This is a genomic window from Baia soyae, assembly GCF_004341445.1.
Classification (GTDB): Bacteria; Bacillota; Bacilli; order Thermoactinomycetales; family Thermoactinomycetaceae; genus Baia; species Baia soyae.
On the sequence record NZ_SLXV01000031.1, the window covers coordinates 20,322 to 36,742 of the forward strand.

A 16,421-nucleotide genomic window follows, 5' to 3' on the forward strand; every position below is an offset into this window, starting at 1 on the left:
GGGTGAAGGATGGAAGAACGGATCATCTCAAGCAAGATGATGATGGAAGAGGATGAGATGGTTGAGTTTAGTCTGCGCCCTCGATCTCTGCGAGAGTATATCGGACAGTCTAGGGCCAAGGAGAATCTAAAGATTTACATAGAAGCGGCGAAGATGAGAAATGAAACGCTGGATCATGTCTTGCTATATGGTCCCCCGGGTCTAGGGAAGACAACCCTTTCTCATATTATTGCAAACGAGATGGGAGCCCAGATTCGCACGACTTCAGGTCCTGCGATTGAACGTCCTGGAGATTTGGCGGCAATTTTGACTAACCTACAACCGCATGATTTTTTATTTATCGATGAAATACATAGATTAAATCGTTCTGTAGAAGAAGTGTTATATCCTGCGATGGAGGATTTTGCGCTTGATATTATGATTGGTAAGGGACCAAGTGCCCACTCGGTTCGGTTGGACCTGCCCCCTTTTACATTGGTAGGAGCGACTACAAGAGCGGGTTCTCTTTCTGCCCCCCTCCGAGATCGATTTGGCGTAGTCAGCCGTTTGGAGTATTATACTCAAGAAGAGTTGGCTTTTATTGTGATGAGAGCGGCTGATTTATTACGAGTAGGTATTCGGGAAGAGGGGGCTCTCGAGATTGCGACTCGTTCCCGTGGGACCCCTCGTGTGGCGAATCGACTTCTAAAGCGAGTACGTGACTTCGTTCAAGTGCAAGGGGATGGGATTATCACAGGAGAGGCCGCCCGAGACGCATTAGACCGAATTCAAGTGGATAGACTGGGACTAGATCACGTCGACCACCGACTGCTACTTGCGATTATCGAGAAATTCCGCGGAGGTCCTGTGGGGCTTGATACGATCGCGGCCACTATTGGTGAAGAGCCGAATACCATCGAAGACGTGTACGAGCCCTATCTAATGCAAATCGGCTTCCTCCAAAGAACCCCACGTGGACGGATGGTCACGTTACGTTGTTGCGAACACTTTGGCGTACAGTGGCCTGAGGCATAATTTCGTTTTTTTGTTTTTGTAATGACATTCTGGAGTGAGCATATATGAACGTAGCAGATTTTTCATTTGAATTACCTAAGGAGTTAATCGCACAGACTCCTTTAACCGATCGAACTGCTTCTCGATTAATGATCGTAAACCGTAACTCAGGAGAGCTAACGCATACACAATTTCCTGAGATTGTGAGCTATCTAGAAGCAGGAGATGTCCTGGTACTAAACGATAGCCGGGTTCGACCGGCACGCCTCATTGGGACGAAAGCAGACACAGGAGCGAAGATTGAGCTTCTATTGCTCCAACCGATGGGCGGAGATCGCTGGGAAGCCCTAGTGAAGCCAGCTAAGAGGGTGAAGCCAGGATCCGTCATCCAGTTTGGTAATGGTGGAGAACTGCGAGCTGTTGCGGAGGAGTCTACCGAAGTGGCAGGGGGGCGTGTGTTTCGTTTAGAGTATCAAGTAGACGATATAGAAACCCTGTTTACGCGATTAGGAGAGATGCCTTTACCTCCTTATATCCACGAGCAATTAGATGATCCAGAACGCTATCAGACAGTTTTCTCTCGTTCGATCGGCTCTGCGGCTGCTCCCACGGCAGGGCTCCATTTTACGGATGAGATTTTGACAGCGATTCGCGAAAAAGGGGTACAAGTTTCCTTCGTGACCCTTCATGTGGGATTAGGTACATTTCGTCCTGTCACAGTGGAGAACATCGAAGAGCATCAAATGCATGCAGAGTATTATGAGATGAACGAAGAGACAGCATCTACTATCAGAGAAGCAAAAAAAGCAGGAAAACGAGTGATTGCCGTCGGAACGACTTCGATTCGTACCTTGGAGACCATTGCGGGAAGGTTTGCGTCAGAGGTGCAAGCTTGTAGCGGCTGGACGGATATCTTTATCTATCCGGGATATGAGTTTCAAGTAGTAGATGGATTATTGACGAATTTTCACTTACCACAATCCACTCTATTAATGCTGGGAAGCGCCTTTAGTAGTCGGGATATCTTGCTTCATGCTTATGAAGTAGCGGTGCAGGAGCGATATCGGTTCTTTAGTTTTGGAGATGCGATGTTGCTTATATGATGACTTGTCTTCTATAATATTGGCAGTGACAAAGGTTTTTTCGTTATAATGGATAATAAGTTAGGAAGGAACTAGAATATTGGCTGTACGTTATGAACTATTGAAGCAGTGTAAGCAGTCTGGTGCACGACTCGGAAGGCTCCATACTCCGCATGGTGTCATTGAAACCCCGATCTTCATGCCGGTAGGTACACTGGCGACGGTAAAAACAATGAGTCCAGAAGAGTTAAAAGAGATGGATGCACAGATTATTTTAAGCAATACATACCATTTATTTATTCGGCCAGGTCATGAGATTGTAAAAGAAGCGGGCGGATTACATAAGTTCATGAACTGGGATCGTCCTATTTTAACCGATAGTGGCGGATTTCAAGTTTTTAGCCTGGGTGATTTACGTAAGATTACCGAGGAAGGGGTTCAGTTTCGTTCCCATTTAAGTGGTGAGAAGCTGTTCTTATCTCCTGAGAAAGCGATGGAGATTCAAAACGCTCTCGGTGCGGATATTATCATGGCATTTGATGAGTGCCCACCCTATCCGGCAGAGTATGAATACGTGAAAAACTCCACTGAACGTACCTATCGGTGGCTAAAAAGATGTAAAGAAGCCCACGGTCGTCCAGAAGATCAAGCGTTATTCGGTATTGTGCAAGGGGGCGAATATCGTGAACTTCGCGAGGAGAGTGCTCGTCAACTAGTGGACTTGGATTTGCCAGGATATGCTGTAGGCGGGTTAAGCGTAGGAGAACCACATGAGATGATGTTTGAAATCCTTGGGTATACCACACCGCTTCTTCCGAAGGACAAGCCTCGCTATCTCATGGGAGTTGGTTCACCAGAAGCTTTGATTCAAGGGGCCATTCTAGGAATTGACATGTTTGACTGTGTCTTACCGACTCGAATCGCGAGGAACGGCACTACGATGACTAGCGAAGGTCGTCTTGTTGTGCGTAATGCTAAATTTACGCGTGACTTCGGTCCATTAGATCCCAATTGTGATTGTTACACGTGTCGCAACTATTCTCGTGCTTATCTGCGTCACCTTATTAAAGCAGACGAGACGTTTGGGCTTCGATTGACAACGTACCATAATTTGTATTTCCTACTTAACTTGATGCACCAAGTTCGTCAAGCCATCATGGAGGATCGTCTTCTCGATTTTCGTGATGAATTTATGATGAAGTACTATGGTACCTTAAATCCGGTCCAAAAATTTTAGATTGAACACTACACTTAGGAGGAATACCCATGCAACAGTACCAAGCATTTATTTTCCCTGTTTTGCTAATCGCGATTTTCTACTTTTTGCTAATCCGTCCCCAAAACAAGAGTCGTAAACAACGTAATGCTATGATCTCTTCGTTGAAAAAGGGAGACAAAGTGGTAACGATTGGCGGGCTTCACGGTACGATCGTAGATTTAAATGACCAGACCATTACCATTAAAGTAAACGATAACACTCGTCTTGTTTTTGAACGTGCTGCGATTAACGAAAAGAAAACCGTTGATGCTGCTACTCCTGCTAAAACAGAGGAAGTAAGGGAAGAAGTAACGGCTTCTTCTACCGAAGAGACAAAAGAAGAAAAGTAAAAGATAAAAAAGCTATTTTCTCCGATCAAAGGAGAGAATAGCTTTTTATCTTTTGGATAGATTGATCCCAATCATCCCGCCTAAGGCACCTAGTCCAAATGAGCATACTCCAAATATCAACGGCTCTACTCGTAGCGAGGTATCAAAGGCGAGAAATCCAATGATCATTAATATCAGCGTATAAAGAATGCCCTGAATCCCGCCCATAATCCAGCCATTTCGCTCTGTCCGTTTTCCGGAGATCAAACCGCCTGTAAAAATCGAGCTAGCGTTGATCAAAAAAGTAATCCATGGCAAGCTACTTGTTTCAAGGTCCGTGTAGCGAAGGATGACAGCTGTACCGAGAGAAAGAATCAGCACTGATGACCAAATCACACTTTGACCGATAATCCATGGGTTTAGGACAGTTCGATTGGAATGAAAGATTGTTGCTTTCATAAAGGATATGACTCCCTTCCCTTCATCTTTGGTACAACTTATGAGCAAGTCCGTCAATATATGATTTATAGTGGGGATTTCTCAATCATAAAAAATCAGCTTACGGTCAAAATAACAAATAGGACTTTTGATGATCACTAGGCTCACTGCCTGAAAGGAGGGAACTGCGTGCTCTGGATGTCAGTACTACGAACCATCTTCATCTATACCTTTGTGTTCTTCATGATGAGACTAATGGGCAAAAGAGAAATTGGGAAATTATCGATATTTGATTTAATTGTCTCATTCATGATTGCCGATCTAAGCGCAATCGTATTAGATGATATTGAAAGACCACTCGTAGATGCCATAGTACCCATTCTCGCTTTGGTTTTATTACAAATTGGGATGTCATACTTGTTGCTCAAGAGTCGCAAAGCACGCAACCTGATTGAAGGAGAGCCAGCTGTCATTGTCAGAGATGGGAAAATTATTGACTCCATGATGACGAAATCAAGATATAACCTAGATGACTTGCTCATGCAATTACGTGAAAAAGACATCCCTGATGTATCGGATGTAGAGATTGCCATACTAGAGACTTCAGGGAAATTAAGTGTGTTTCCTAAGGTGGAAAAAGCCCGATTAACCAAGGGAGATATACAAAATGACGGCTCCAAGTTACGCCCGTTTCGCATGCCAATCCCCGTCATTATCGAAGGAAGAGTGCAGGAACAGGAACTACAGGAATCGGGATATAATCATATATGGCTCAAGCAAGAATTACGAAAAAAGGGAGTAAAAGATTTTAAAAATGTGTTTTATGCAAGTGTGGATCAATATGGAAATATCTATATCGATTTAAGAGATACATAGATACATAATGCCTTTGCCTAAGATGAAGGAATCATTTTAAGCAAAGGCATCTTCTGTTCATCGCGGCAGGAATCGAGCTACCCAAGCTCCTACATATGGGAGACGAGACACGTCATCTTTTCGAATTAGGGAGAAGAGAACGAGGCAAATGAGATAGATTCCGAATCCACATAAGATGGTTAATAAAACGCGTTGTAACAAGGGGCTATGTGCCTGCGTTCCTAAGTAATAACAGACAAATCCCATCCCGCCAATGCTGATAGTGAGCTTTACTAGCTCTCTGGCGTTAATCATGTAAGGAACGAGTTTGATGATGCTGATAAAATGCAGGCAAGTTACGACCAATATGCCAATATTGATGGCGATGGCTACGCCCATAATGCCAAGAGATGGCCTAGTGGCGAGTAGCCAGATACATACTATTTTTATCACGGCACCGATAATGGAATTCCGCATGGCGATATTTGCTTTATCCAGCCCTTGAAGGACAGCGGCAAAGGGACCTTGTAAGTAGTGGAATAACGAAATGGGTGCCATAATCTGAATCATTTGACCGACACTTGGTTGATGATAGAGTAAGGTAGCAAGTGGTTCTGCTAACACATAGACCAACATGGTACATGGAGCACCGATAATTAACGAAAGCCGGATTGCTTGTTGTAGTCGTCGCTCGATTAAGGTGGTATTATGTTGTGCAGCTGCCTCGCTCACAGCTGGAACGAGGGAGACGGTTAAGGCATAGGTAATAAAAGCGGGGAAGAAGACTAACGGTAGCGCCATCCCCTCTAGTTGTCCATATAAAGCAGTAGAGGTGGCGGCGGCGATTCCAGCGATGGCTAAACTTTGGGATACGATAATCGGTTCTACTGCATAGGTAAGGGAGCCGATGGTCCTGCTCAGCGTAACGGGAACAGCGACCCGAAAGAAGTCCGTTATCGTGTTGAATCGGCTTACAATATTTTTATCATCCTTCTGGTTTTTACGTCTCTTCCATATTTGACGTAGGATCGGACGTTTTGGATCTTTGCGATATCGATAATAGAGATACAACATCCCTGTAAACTCACCGATTACCATTCCGATCATGGCACCCGAAGCGGCATATTCTACACCGTAAGGTAGCAAATACTTAGCTAACATGAGAACGGTAAAGATTCTCACTACCTGCTCGATAATTTGGGAAAGTGCATAAGGGCTCATATTTTGTCGTCCTTGGAAATAACCGCGGAAGATGCTGGATATGGCAATAACGGGAATGATAGGAGTGATACCCATAAGAGCGTAAAGTGTCCTAGGATCTGTTAATAGGGTTTTCGCTAGGATCGGGGCGAAGACAAATACCAAACTGGTAACGATTGTACTGGTGATTCCAACTACAATCCCTGCTACAATGATGATGTGTGGGATCTTGTGCTCTTCATTTTTAGCCTCAGCTTCGGATACTAGTTTTGAGATTGCAACAGGGATTCCAGCAGAAGTGATAACAACCGCGAAGATTAAAATTGGAAAAGCAAGTTGAAAAAGGCCCATTCCTTCGTCTCCGATCAGACGAGACAAAGCAATTCGATAGATAAAGCCAAGAATTTTAGTTAAAAATCCAGCACCCACTAGTATGAGGGTGCCAGCGAGGAAGCTCTGTTTGCGCATGGTAACTCCCTTCTTCCGTCCACTACGTTTTAGTACAAGTTATGCCTTGTCCGATAGGCTCATGACTGTTTTTCGTTGATAGGAGGAAAGAAGGTTCCTCGTGCAGAATTGATACATTCAAAAGATGTCGAATGAGTAAGATTGGAGGGATACGATGTCGATGCTAGCGTTGCCTGAACAAGAGTATGATTTTGAAGAAGATGAGATTCAGCATTTAACATCAGATGAATTAGATGAATGCCTCGAAGATCTTTGTAGAAGTAAAGCATCTGAGTTTCATTTATATGGATATGAAAATGTGACACCCGAACAAATATGGGCTTGTGTTTCAGATGAACATCGTCAGGGCACCCCGAGACTAAACCGCCTAGTGAACGATATTATGTCTTTAAAAGCGAGCCGCTTTATGAACTGGTTAATGCTACATAATATCTATAAAAGCGAGTAAAGTCTTGAAGGTCATCAGCCACTGCTGGTGGCTTTATTTGTGTGGTAATTGACTCGTAGGGCTTCACTTGGGATAATAGGACTTGGTAATTGTAATGGAATAAGGAGGACAGTCCATGAAGATCAAAAAAGGAAAAATAGCGATTTTTATCACCATCGTCGTGGCGATCCTCGTTCTCGCTGGGACGACCGCTCTTCCAGTGTGGAACAAGATTACAAAGGGCTTGGACTTGCAAGGAGGCTTTGAGGTTTTATATGAAGCACCTAAAGATCAAAAAGTAGATCGAGCCATTCTCCTTGATGTAGCAAATGCACTTGAGCGACGAATTAATGTACTGGGTGTTTCTGAGCCTGAGATTTCGATTGAAGGAAATAATCGAATTCGGGTACAGTTAGCAGGGGTGAAGGATCCTGCGAAGGCCCGGGACCTCTTAGGGAAACAGGCTGAATTAACGTTTCGTGAACCAACAGGAAAAACGCCTGTGATTAAGGGAGCCGACCTAAAACCAGGTAGTGCTAAATTAAGCTTTGATGAATACAACAGCCCTGTGGTGGCCATTGAATTTAAAGATGGAAAAAAGTTCGAAGACATTACGAAGAAATACATAGGGCAACCTTTACCTATCTATTTGGATGAAAAAGAGCTAAGTAGTCCTGTCATTCAAAACGTGATCAGTGGTGGAAAAGCAACCATCAGTGGGCAAAAGACTCCAGAAGAAGCAAAGGAATTAGCGAGCCTTCTCAATGCAGGTGCTCTTCCGATTAAGCTTCAGGAGGTTCAAAGTTTCGCAGTCGATGCGAGTTTGGGACATCAATCGATGAGGGATACCTTAATAGCGGGTGGACTCTCCGTTCTTATGATCTTTATCTTTGTGATTGGTTTCTATCGGTTACCAGGTCTCGTGGCGGTTACGACACTCATCGCATACACGTACCTAAACTTGGTTATCTTCGCTTTCTTAAAAGTAACCCTTACCTTACCCGGGATTGCTGCCTTTATCCTAGGGATTGGGATGGCTGTCGATGCCAATATTATTATGTCAGAGCGTGTTCGTGAGGAATTACGCGTGGGTCGTACGCTGAAGAGTGCGATGAAAGCGGGCTCCAAGCGCTCATTCTTAACGATTTTTGATGCTAACTTTACGACCATGTTAGCCGGTGCTGTTTTATTTGCTTTTGGTACAGCAGGGGTAAAAGGGTTCTCGGTAGCATTGATCGTCGGGATTTTATGTAGCTTTGTGACTGCAGTAGGATTGTCTCGCTGGTTGATGTCACTCTTAATCAACTCAAATCTTGTGAAGAATCCGGTGCTGTTCCGTGTGAAGGAGGATGAGATTGGTGAACTATAAATTTGATTTTGTTCGATACCGCAAACCGTTCCTACTAGCCTCTCTCATCATTGTTTTAATCGGGATTGGCTCCCTCTTTGTCCAAGGATTAAATCTAGGCGTTGACTTTGTCAGTGGTACACGCCTTGATTTTACGGTGAAGCAAAACGTTGATGTGGAAAAGGCAAAAAGTGTCTTAGAAAAAAATGGCTTTAAGCATCCGAATGCACGTGCTGCTGGGGATCAAAAGCAAGTTGTCGTTTTCCGTACGGACAATATTTTGGATAAACCGAAAATTGATAAACTCAAAGGAGATTTATCAAAAGAATTTGGTGTGAATGTAACTGTACAAGAGCAGAAAGTAGACCCGATTATCGGACGTGAACTAGCACGTAACGCTATTATTGGTATACTGATTGCTTGTGCATTTATTGGAATCTATGTTGCATTCCGTTTTGAGTATCGGTTTGCGATGGCAACGGTAGTTACGTTGTTGTACGATGCTTTCCTCATTATCACGTTCTTCTCTCTGTTCCAGATTGAAGTCGACCTATTCTTTATCGCTGCTATCCTAACCATCATTGGTTATTCCATGAACGATACGATTGTGGTCTTTGACCGGATTCGTGAAAATGAAGAGAAGCTACAACCGAAGACGTGGGAACAACTATCTGGTATGGTAAATCTAAGTATCCAACAAACTTTGGTTCGATCCATTAATACGGTTCTTACTGTATTATTTGGCGCTTTATCATTGTTCTTACTGGGTGGAGAGGGAATTCGTAACTTCTCCCTTGCTCTCGTGGTAGGTTTATTTGCAGGAGCGTATTCTTCGATCTTTATCGCTTCTCAAATTTGGGTGATTTGGAAATGGCGTTCGGTGAAGGCTGGAAAAGACGAGCCAAAATTATCGCCTACAACTGAATAAGAACATCATTGTTTCCATACAATGAAGGAAAAGACCGCGGAGAATGAATCTGCGGTCTTATTTCTGGAGGAGCAACTATGGGTGATCAACGATTTCAAGAGATCAATCGAGCGGCATGGATTGGGATATTTTTTAATATCTTATTGACCGTAGTAAAGGGCACAGTCGGCTTTCTAGCTAATAGTCGTGCTCTGATCGCTGAAGCGGCTCATTCAGCGGCAGATTTGGTTGGCTCTCTTGCTGTTTATTTTGGAATCCGCGTAGCGAAACGTCCTCCAGACCCTGAACATCCGTATGGGCACGGTAAAGCAGAGATAGTTGCTTCTTTTATCGTAGCTGTGTTGTTGGCTATGGTGGGAGTAGAGATTGCTCGAGGCTCCTTCCAAGCATTATTTGATAAATTAGAGCCCCCGGGCATTTCAGCTGCGATTGTCGCCTTTCTATCGATCTTAGTAAAAGAGATGTTATATCGTTATACCTATCGAGTGGGAAAACGTCAAAATAGTCAAGCCACAGTAGCGCATGCTCTCGAACATCGAGCTGATGTGTTTGCCACCATTGCGGCTTTAGTGGGGATACTAGGAGCGGTGCTAAGTCGGTATATCGGTGTTCCCGAGTTAGTCTATCTTGACCCGATTGCGGGTATGGGAGTCTCCTTATTTGTCTTCTGGATGGCCTACCGATTAGCTCGCGAAGCGATTTATAATTTACTAGACCCTGTACTACTTCCGAAAGAGGCGCAGGAATTAATTGATGCGGTTCGAGAAGTAAGGGGTGTTCTAGATATTGATAACTTACGTGCTCGTCAACATGGTCATTATGTGATTGTAGACGTAAAAATTTCGGTAGATCCTCATATTACGGTTGAAGAAGGGCATCGGATTGGGAAACAGGTAAAACGAACATTGGTAGACCGTTTTGATCATGTAGAAGATGTATTTGTACATATAAACCCATTCGATGGCAAAATTTTGCAGAAAAATAAGGAATGAACCACCGTTTTCTCTTTCTTTGTGCTATAATCATACCGCGAAGAGAGGTGAACGGTTTTTTATGATTCGTTCAAAGACGAGATGGATTCCTGTGGAAGCTGATCCACAAGAAATCCAGAGGTTGGCGGAAGGCTTGTCCGTTCATCCGACGATTGCTAGGTTGTTGATTCGTCGCGGGCAAACCGATATCGAAACGGCTCAGAAGTTTTTACGTCCTTCTATGGATTATTTACATGATCCCTACCAATTAGATGGCATGAAGGAAGCGGTTGAACGAATCCGCTTTGCGCTGACCCAACAAGAAAAGATCCTTATTTATGGCGATTATGATGCGGACGGTGTGAGTAGTACAAGCTTATTATTAAATGTGTTTCGTACTCTGACACAGCAAGTTGATTACTATATCCCGAATCGTTTTCGAGAGGGCTATGGTCTCAACCAAGAAGCTCTCAAGGAAGCCAAAGAACGTGGTTATGATTTAGTGGTTACCGTTGACACGGGTATCAGTGCTACGAAAGAGGCAGCATTTGCCCGTGAAATCGGCTTAGACCTGATTATTACAGATCATCATGAACCGCCTCCTGAATTACCAGAAGCAGTCGCGGTGATCAACCCAAAGAAACCAAATTGTACATATCCGTTTAAATCGCTGGCTGGAGTCGGTGTTGCTTTTAAACTGGCTACTGCCTTGTTAGATAGAATTCCCACCGAGTGGATGGATCTAGTTGCTATTGGTACCATCGCGGATCTGGTTCCATTGGTAGATGAGAACCGAGTACTGGCTACATATGGATTAGAACGTTTAAACGAACGTACCAATAAAGGGCTTTCTGCATTAATGGATGTAGCGGGTGTTGATAAACAAGCTACTGCGGGCCATGTGGGCTTTTTTCTAGGGCCCAGGATCAATGCGAGTGGCCGATTGGATTCTGCTGGACAGGCAGTTGAGTTGCTCACAACGGACGATCTGAGTGAGGCGCAACATCTGGCCGAAAAACTGCAAGAAATGAACCAAGAACGTCAGCAGATCGTGGAAGAGATTACAGAGCAGGCGATGGCCATGGTGGAGCAAGATCCAGAACGCTATCAGCATGTGATCGTTGTCGCTAAGCCGGGTTGGAATGTCGGTGTGATCGGCATTGTTGCTTCTAGGCTTGTGGAGAAATATTATCGACCTGTGATTGTATTAGGGTGTGACGAGGAAACGGGGATAGCCAAAGGTTCAGCGAGGAGCATCGCTGGATTTGATCTCTATCAATCTCTAACTGCGTGTAAGGAGTATCTTCCACAATTTGGGGGACACTACATGGCAGCAGGTATGTCGCTCAAGATGGGTGATGTTCCTGCCTTTCATACCAAATTGTCAGGAGTTGCGAAGGAGACTTTGCAAGAGGAAGATTACATTCCTTTGACCCATATTGATGATGAATTAACCATCGATCAAGTGGAGCTATCGATGTTGGAACAATTGGCTTTGCTAGAGCCATATGGTATGGGTAATGCCACACCTAGCTTTCTGTTAAAAGATGCTTCCATCGCGAAGATTCAAACCATTGGTGCGGATAAAAATCATCTTAAATTGACTCTTCAGATGGACCGAATCTTCATGGATGCACTCGCATTTCGCAAGGCCGAACTAGCAGAGGAATTAGTGCCAACCAGTAAAATTCATGTGGTCGGTGAATTACAAATTAATGAATGGAACGGCAGGCGTACTCCGCAATTAATTTGCAAGGATCTTGCTGTACATGAGAGACAAGTTTTTGATTGGCGTAGCAACCATAAGGGCGAACACCTGAATAAATTACGTGATAAGCCCGTCCTATTGATCGGGCATCAACTTCCAGCAGGAAGCACATCCTCCTTTCTCTCATGGGAAGATTGTGCTGGAGGGGCAACCGAATCACTCGCCGAATATACACAAATAGCTTGGATCGATCCCCCGCCCTCTATGAGAATTTGGCGAAATCATCTCAGTCAAATTCAGCATATCGAGCGTGTCTACTTTATTTTTGGGGATCGTGACTTTGACCAAAATTTGTTAGCAGTTCCTTCACGCGAACAATTCAAACAGTTATACAATTTATTGTACGGAAAGAAACCGTTTTCATTATTGAAATCATATCCATCTCTGACAAAAATAACGGGATTGTCAAAACGAACACTTTCCTTTATGATTCTAGTGTTCGGGGAATTACAATTCTTACAAAATGACAATGGAATAATCCATATAGTAGAAAATCCTTCTAAACGACCTTTAACCGACTCGTTGACTTATAGACAACAACTGGAGAAAGAGGAAGTTCTTCAGACATTGGTATATAGCTCTTATAAAGAGATATGTCAGATGTTTTCTATGGATGGATTATAATCAGGAGGTAACCCATATGAACTTCAAAGAAAAAATTCGCGTGATTCCAGACTTCCCTTCTGAAGGGATTCGCTTTAAGGATATTACTACTTTATTAAAAGATGGCGAAGCGTATCGTGCAGCCATTGAGGCGCTAGCGGAGCATTATAAAGGGATGGAAATCGACGTTGTACTCGGTCCCGAAGCTCGTGGCTTTGTCGTTGGAGCCCCTCTTGCACTCGCGCTCGGAGCTGGGTTTGTGCCTGTTCGAAAAAAAGGCAAGCTTCCTGGTGAGACCATTGAGGCGAAATATGACTTGGAATATGGAAAAGATATTTTAACGATGCACAAAGATGCTATTCAGCCAGGTCAAAAGGTTTTGATTGCTGATGATTTGCTCGCTACTGGTGGAACCATTAGTGCAACTCTTGATCTCGTTCGCCAATTGGGTGGAGAGCCTGTTGGAGTAGCATTTTGGATTGAGTTAATGTACCTAAATGGTCGTGAGAAGCTAGGGGATGTGGCGGTTCACTCTCTTGTTAAATATGAGTAAGATTGTTTCATTTTGTTAGATGATAAAGAAGCTGGGATTGTACTAATTTGATTAGTGCAAGCCTCGGCTTTTTTTCGTGGGAATTTTTATTCGGAAAGATCATTTTTGGAGGATTAGAAAAGGAATTGCAGGTGTTTCGTAGAAAAGTTTTCTTAGTCCATAAACACCAGATTATTGCAAAATAATGAAAGGAGTGGTCTGTTGATGCAAATTTCGATCATAAAGGGTCATCCTCAGTCAAAAGCAGGTGCTAAGTTAAATTTAATGGCTCTAGGTTACATGGCATATGCGATTGCAGGATCTGAAGAAGAGAGCATACTGGAAGATACGTTCCTTCAACTATGGCAGCTGGAGAATAATCGCTTTAGTTATCAATATGCTTTTGAAGCCCAGGTAAATGGAGAAACGTTAGGGATGATTATTTGCTATCCTGTACCCGTTATGAAGCGTCTTGCATGGCCTACTTTTCAACAGGCTTTCTCTTATCGGAAGCTTGGACTAGTGGGCTATAATTTGTTGAATATCAGATTATTCCATGCGATGGCAATTATGAAAGAGGGAGAAGATGATGAATTTCACATTGGAACCATTGCGACTTTGCCAGAAAGTAGAGGGATGGGAATAGGTACTCAACTTCTTAATGTAGCTGAGGAACAAGCTGCTCTTCAAAACCTTGTGAAATGCTCTTTGACAGTGAAAAAAGAGAATCAACTTGGAGTCAAATTGTACGAGAGGATAGGTTATCGAATTATAGGTGAAATGAATAGGCCTGCGCTGTATAAAATGGTTAAACTGCTATAACATAAAGCCCTTTGGAGATACTAATGAAATACATACTTGACATAGGTATATAGAAGATAGTAATATACTTACATAAAGTAAGTTTTATATTTAATTATAGGGGGCTACACAAGTGGCAAAAGTATTATACATTACAGCGAATCCAAAACCAGTATCAGCATCTTTCAGCTCACAGGCTGGAGAAGCTTTTCTTACAGAATATAAAGCAAATAATCCTCAAGATGAAGTGATTACTCTTGATATCTATAAAGAAGAAATTCCTTATATTGATGAAGATGTATTATCTAGTTGGGGTAAAGGTGCTAAAGGAATCGAATTAAATGCGAATGAAGCGGCTAAAGCTAAACGCATGGGCGAATTAGTGGACCAGTTTGTAGATGTGGACAAGTATGTATTTGTTACTCCGCTATGGAATCTAAGTCTTCCTGCACGTCTAAAAGCATACATCGATACGGTTGCGATTGCAGGTAAAACGTTCCGCTATACAGCAACAGGTCCAGAAGGTCTACTTAAAGGCAAAAAAGTACTTCATATCCAAGCTCGTGGTGGTATGTACAGCGAAGGTCCTGCTAAAGAAATAGAATTTGGAGATCGTTATCTTCGAGCCATTACATCCTTCATGGGGATTGAAGACTACGAACATGTTGCCATGGAAGGTCACAGTGCTCTTCCTGACCAAGCTGACGCGATCTTACAAAAAGGAATCGCTGAAGCGAAAGAAGCAGCAAGTAAATTTTAATGTAATGAATGAACTTCAAACTAAAATGATTCATATATAATAAAAACAAAGAGTAACTAACTTCGATTACACGTAAGTTGGTTACTCTTTGTTTGTTCTAATATGGAGAAAATAATTGAACGTTTATAATCCCACTAAAAGAGGTATGAAATGCATGACAACAGGAGGTGATCATGTTGCCGTGGGATACACTAGGAGGAATTCTCGTATCTGGTATAGGCTTTCTTATTTCATTAGTGGTTTTGGTTGTATTAGGTGTTATGATGTTATTTAAAAAAGGGAAGAACCTTAAGATTTGGGTCCTGATTCTATTTATCATTTCCGTTCTTTCGATTGTCTTCTTTGCAATGGAGCTATTTAGTTTATTTGGATGGTTTGTCGATTTTGCCAATTGGAATTTTTTATAAATTAATTAAGCCATACCGAGAGGATGCTATTTATGAATGGCATCCTCTCAAATAGACAATAGAAGCTATTTCAAAAAAACATAAATATGCAAATAGTGAATAGAAAACATTGAAAAAATAAGTAAAGTGTGTAAAGTCTGTAATATGAGCAGACATGAGATAACAGACAAACAGTGGAAAAAGGTAAGCGGATATTTGCCGAAGGCAAAACGAGGAAGAGGAAGACCTGAAGCGGATTTACGAAAGACATTAAACGGAATCCTGTACGTATTACAAACGGGATGTGCATGGATGGATATGCCTACGAAATACGGTTCTTACACAACGTGTTGGAGGAGACACCGTCTCTACTCCAAATTAAGAATATGGGATCGAATATGGAAATGGTTACTCCGGGATCTATACGAAGAGAAAAAAATCCAACTAGGCATCGTACATGTAGATGCCAGCTTTGTTCCGGCCAAAAAGGGGGGAGACAAAAATCGGGAAAACGAAGCTGGGTAAGGGATCGAAGGTATTTGGTGTGGTGGAGAATAAGAATGGGTTACCCATCGCTTTGCTGATTGAAAATGCGAATCCTCATGAGATTACCTTTGCTCAGAAAATCGTAAATGAGATTCGTATTCCACAAAAACGAGGAGCACCCATTCGAAAACCTAAGATACTTGTAGCAGATAAAGGCTATATAAGTCAAGCCTTTCGGGCTTATTTGCGAAGAAAAGGCATTCTGGTAAGCATTCCATTGAAGAAAAATCAAAAGCCCTCGAAGGGGCTTCAACCAAAGGACTTCCAAAGCTCATATAAACAACGATTTAAAGTTGAACGTAGTTTTGCTTGGATGGATAATTTTCGTCGACTGGTTGTTCGATATGACCGTTTGTCTTGGATATACAGGGGATTCAATGTTCTCGCTTGCATAATTATGTGCCTCCGGCATTTTTGAAATGGCTTCTATAAAAAATAAAAAATCAACTAAGCGGCTTTTATGCTGAATTCCACAGGACTAAAGCCGTTTCTTTTTGTTACGATCGACGTTATAGAATCAACCTTATAAAATTAGGTTGATTACGGATGATTGTTTGATAAGTATGAATATTATATTAAAGTCATCTACTATGCTATATAAGGAGTGGAGATATGTCACAAGCAAATATTCCGAATATTTCACCTAATATTTCGATTACCAGAGAAGATGCAATCAATCTATTGCTGTCATCCATTGCATTAGAAGAGCTAGGTCTTAGCCATATTAT

Annotated in this window: 19 protein-coding genes; 17 read left to right on the forward strand and 2 right to left on the reverse strand. The window is 42.6% G+C overall.

From position 1 onward, the window contains the following. The first annotated feature begins 9 nt into the window (after positions 1–9). From ruvB to yajC, 4 genes are all read left to right on the forward strand, one after another. The gene (gene ruvB / locus EDD57_RS09925) at positions 10–1,014 is read left to right on the forward strand and encodes a Holliday junction branch migration DNA helicase RuvB (RefSeq protein ID WP_131849305.1); all 1,005 of its coding nucleotides are present in this window, start codon (positions 10–12) and stop codon (positions 1,012–1,014) included. A 44-nt stretch (positions 1,015–1,058) separates the two neighbouring features. After that, positions 1,059–2,096, forward strand: a complete 1,038-nt coding sequence (gene queA, locus EDD57_RS09930; RefSeq protein WP_131849306.1) for a tRNA preQ1(34) S-adenosylmethionine ribosyltransferase-isomerase QueA — start codon at positions 1,059–1,061, stop codon at positions 2,094–2,096. A 76-nt stretch (positions 2,097–2,172) separates the two neighbouring features. Beyond that, the gene (gene tgt / locus EDD57_RS09935) at positions 2,173–3,312 is read left to right on the forward strand and encodes a tRNA guanosine(34) transglycosylase Tgt (RefSeq protein ID WP_131849307.1); all 1,140 of its coding nucleotides are present in this window, start codon (positions 2,173–2,175) and stop codon (positions 3,310–3,312) included. Between the two features lie 29 nt (positions 3,313–3,341). Continuing rightward, entirely contained in the window at positions 3,342–3,683 is a 342-nt protein-coding gene (gene yajC / locus EDD57_RS09940; protein ID WP_131849308.1) for a preprotein translocase subunit YajC, read from the forward strand. A 45-nt stretch (positions 3,684–3,728) separates the two neighbouring features. On the opposite strand, the gene EDD57_RS09945 is transcribed toward yajC, so the two are convergent. After that, entirely contained in the window at positions 3,729–4,121 is a 393-nt protein-coding gene (locus EDD57_RS09945; protein ID WP_131849309.1) for a TIGR04086 family membrane protein, read from the reverse strand. Between the two features lie 177 nt (positions 4,122–4,298). Between EDD57_RS09945 and EDD57_RS09950 the strand changes: the two genes are divergently transcribed. Next, a complete protein-coding gene (locus EDD57_RS09950; RefSeq protein ID WP_131849323.1) occupies positions 4,299–4,976 on the forward strand; it encodes a DUF421 domain-containing protein in 678 nt (225 codons plus the stop codon). A 57-nt stretch (positions 4,977–5,033) separates the two neighbouring features. Here the strand turns inward: EDD57_RS09950 and spoVB are convergent, their stop codons facing one another. Beyond that, entirely contained in the window at positions 5,034–6,623 is a 1,590-nt protein-coding gene (gene spoVB, locus EDD57_RS09955) for a stage V sporulation protein B (protein WP_131849310.1), read from the reverse strand. 154 nt (positions 6,624–6,777) lie between these two features. Between spoVB and EDD57_RS09960 the strand changes: the two genes are divergently transcribed. From EDD57_RS09960 to EDD57_RS15300, 12 genes are all read left to right on the forward strand, one after another. Next, complete coding sequence (locus EDD57_RS09960; RefSeq protein WP_131849311.1) at positions 6,778–7,071, forward strand: post-transcriptional regulator; 294 nt, start codon at positions 6,778–6,780, stop codon at positions 7,069–7,071. A 115-nt stretch (positions 7,072–7,186) separates the two neighbouring features. Then, positions 7,187–8,419 (forward strand): protein translocase subunit SecD, encoded by a 1,233-nt coding sequence (gene secD, locus EDD57_RS09965; protein ID WP_131849312.1) that lies wholly within the window; start codon positions 7,187–7,189, stop codon positions 8,417–8,419. Further along, positions 8,409–9,326: a protein translocase subunit SecF gene (secF, locus tag EDD57_RS09970; protein WP_165873758.1), complete on the forward strand. Its 918-nt coding sequence runs from the start codon at positions 8,409–8,411 to the stop codon at positions 9,324–9,326. Before secD ends, secF begins: the two co-directional genes overlap by 11 nt. A 77-nt stretch (positions 9,327–9,403) precedes the next feature. Further along, a complete protein-coding gene (locus EDD57_RS09975; protein ID WP_131849314.1) occupies positions 9,404–10,318 on the forward strand; it encodes a cation diffusion facilitator family transporter in 915 nt (304 codons plus the stop codon). A gap of 61 nt (positions 10,319–10,379) precedes the next feature. Further along, positions 10,380–12,689: a single-stranded-DNA-specific exonuclease RecJ gene (recJ, locus tag EDD57_RS09980; RefSeq protein ID WP_165873759.1), complete on the forward strand. Its 2,310-nt coding sequence runs from the start codon at positions 10,380–10,382 to the stop codon at positions 12,687–12,689. 16 nt (positions 12,690–12,705) lie between these two features. Beyond that, positions 12,706–13,221 (forward strand): adenine phosphoribosyltransferase, encoded by a 516-nt coding sequence (locus EDD57_RS09985; protein WP_131849316.1) that lies wholly within the window; start codon positions 12,706–12,708, stop codon positions 13,219–13,221. Between the two features lie 201 nt (positions 13,222–13,422). Then, a complete protein-coding gene (locus EDD57_RS09990; RefSeq protein WP_131849317.1) occupies positions 13,423–14,022 on the forward strand; it encodes a GNAT family N-acetyltransferase in 600 nt (199 codons plus the stop codon). A gap of 112 nt (positions 14,023–14,134) precedes the next feature. Further along, positions 14,135–14,761, forward strand: a complete 627-nt coding sequence (locus EDD57_RS09995) for an FMN-dependent NADH-azoreductase (protein WP_131849318.1) — start codon at positions 14,135–14,137, stop codon at positions 14,759–14,761. Positions 14,762–14,937: 176 nt separating this feature from the next. After that, positions 14,938–15,168 carry a hypothetical protein gene (locus EDD57_RS10000; RefSeq protein ID WP_131849319.1) on the forward strand — a complete coding sequence of 77 codons (231 nt, stop codon included), beginning with the start codon at positions 14,938–14,940 and terminating at the stop codon, positions 15,166–15,168. A gap of 144 nt (positions 15,169–15,312) precedes the next feature. After that, on the forward strand, positions 15,313–15,672 hold the full coding sequence (locus tag EDD57_RS10005) for a transposase (RefSeq protein WP_131849320.1): 360 nt from the start codon (positions 15,313–15,315) through the stop codon (positions 15,670–15,672). Further along, complete coding sequence (locus EDD57_RS10010) at positions 15,620–16,111, forward strand: IS5 family transposase (protein WP_165873760.1); 492 nt, start codon at positions 15,620–15,622, stop codon at positions 16,109–16,111. The genes EDD57_RS10005 and EDD57_RS10010 overlap by 53 nt, the downstream gene beginning before the upstream one ends. Before the next feature lie 194 nt (positions 16,112–16,305). Then, the coding region (locus EDD57_RS15300; protein WP_481170254.1) for an alpha-helical endospore appendage domain-containing protein at positions 16,306–16,421 on the forward strand (116 nt) is incomplete at its 3' end.

Coding starts and splice junctions, on each gene's coding strand:
- secD (WP_131849312.1), top strand. CDS start 7,187: ATGAAGATCAAAAAAGGAAAAATAGCGATTTTTATCACCATCGTCGTG.
- queA (WP_131849306.1), top strand. CDS start 1,059: ATGAACGTAGCAGATTTTTCATTTGAATTACCTAAGGAGTTAATCGCA.
- EDD57_RS09945 (WP_131849309.1), bottom strand. CDS start 4,121: ATGAAAGCAACAATCTTTCATTCCAATCGAACTGTCCTAAACCCATGG.
- EDD57_RS09985 (WP_131849316.1), top strand. CDS start 12,706: ATGAACTTCAAAGAAAAAATTCGCGTGATTCCAGACTTCCCTTCTGAA.
- spoVB (WP_131849310.1), bottom strand. CDS start 6,623: ATGCGCAAACAGAGCTTCCTCGCTGGCACCCTCATACTAGTGGGTGCT.
- EDD57_RS09950 (WP_131849323.1), top strand. CDS start 4,299: ATGTCAGTACTACGAACCATCTTCATCTATACCTTTGTGTTCTTCATG.
- ruvB (WP_131849305.1), top strand. CDS start 10: ATGGAAGAACGGATCATCTCAAGCAAGATGATGATGGAAGAGGATGAG.
- yajC (WP_131849308.1), top strand. CDS start 3,342: ATGCAACAGTACCAAGCATTTATTTTCCCTGTTTTGCTAATCGCGATT.
- EDD57_RS10005 (WP_131849320.1), top strand. CDS start 15,313: ATGAGCAGACATGAGATAACAGACAAACAGTGGAAAAAGGTAAGCGGA.
- EDD57_RS09975 (WP_131849314.1), top strand. CDS start 9,404: ATGGGTGATCAACGATTTCAAGAGATCAATCGAGCGGCATGGATTGGG.
- recJ (WP_165873759.1), top strand. CDS start 10,380: ATGATTCGTTCAAAGACGAGATGGATTCCTGTGGAAGCTGATCCACAA.
- EDD57_RS09960 (WP_131849311.1), top strand. CDS start 6,778: ATGTCGATGCTAGCGTTGCCTGAACAAGAGTATGATTTTGAAGAAGAT.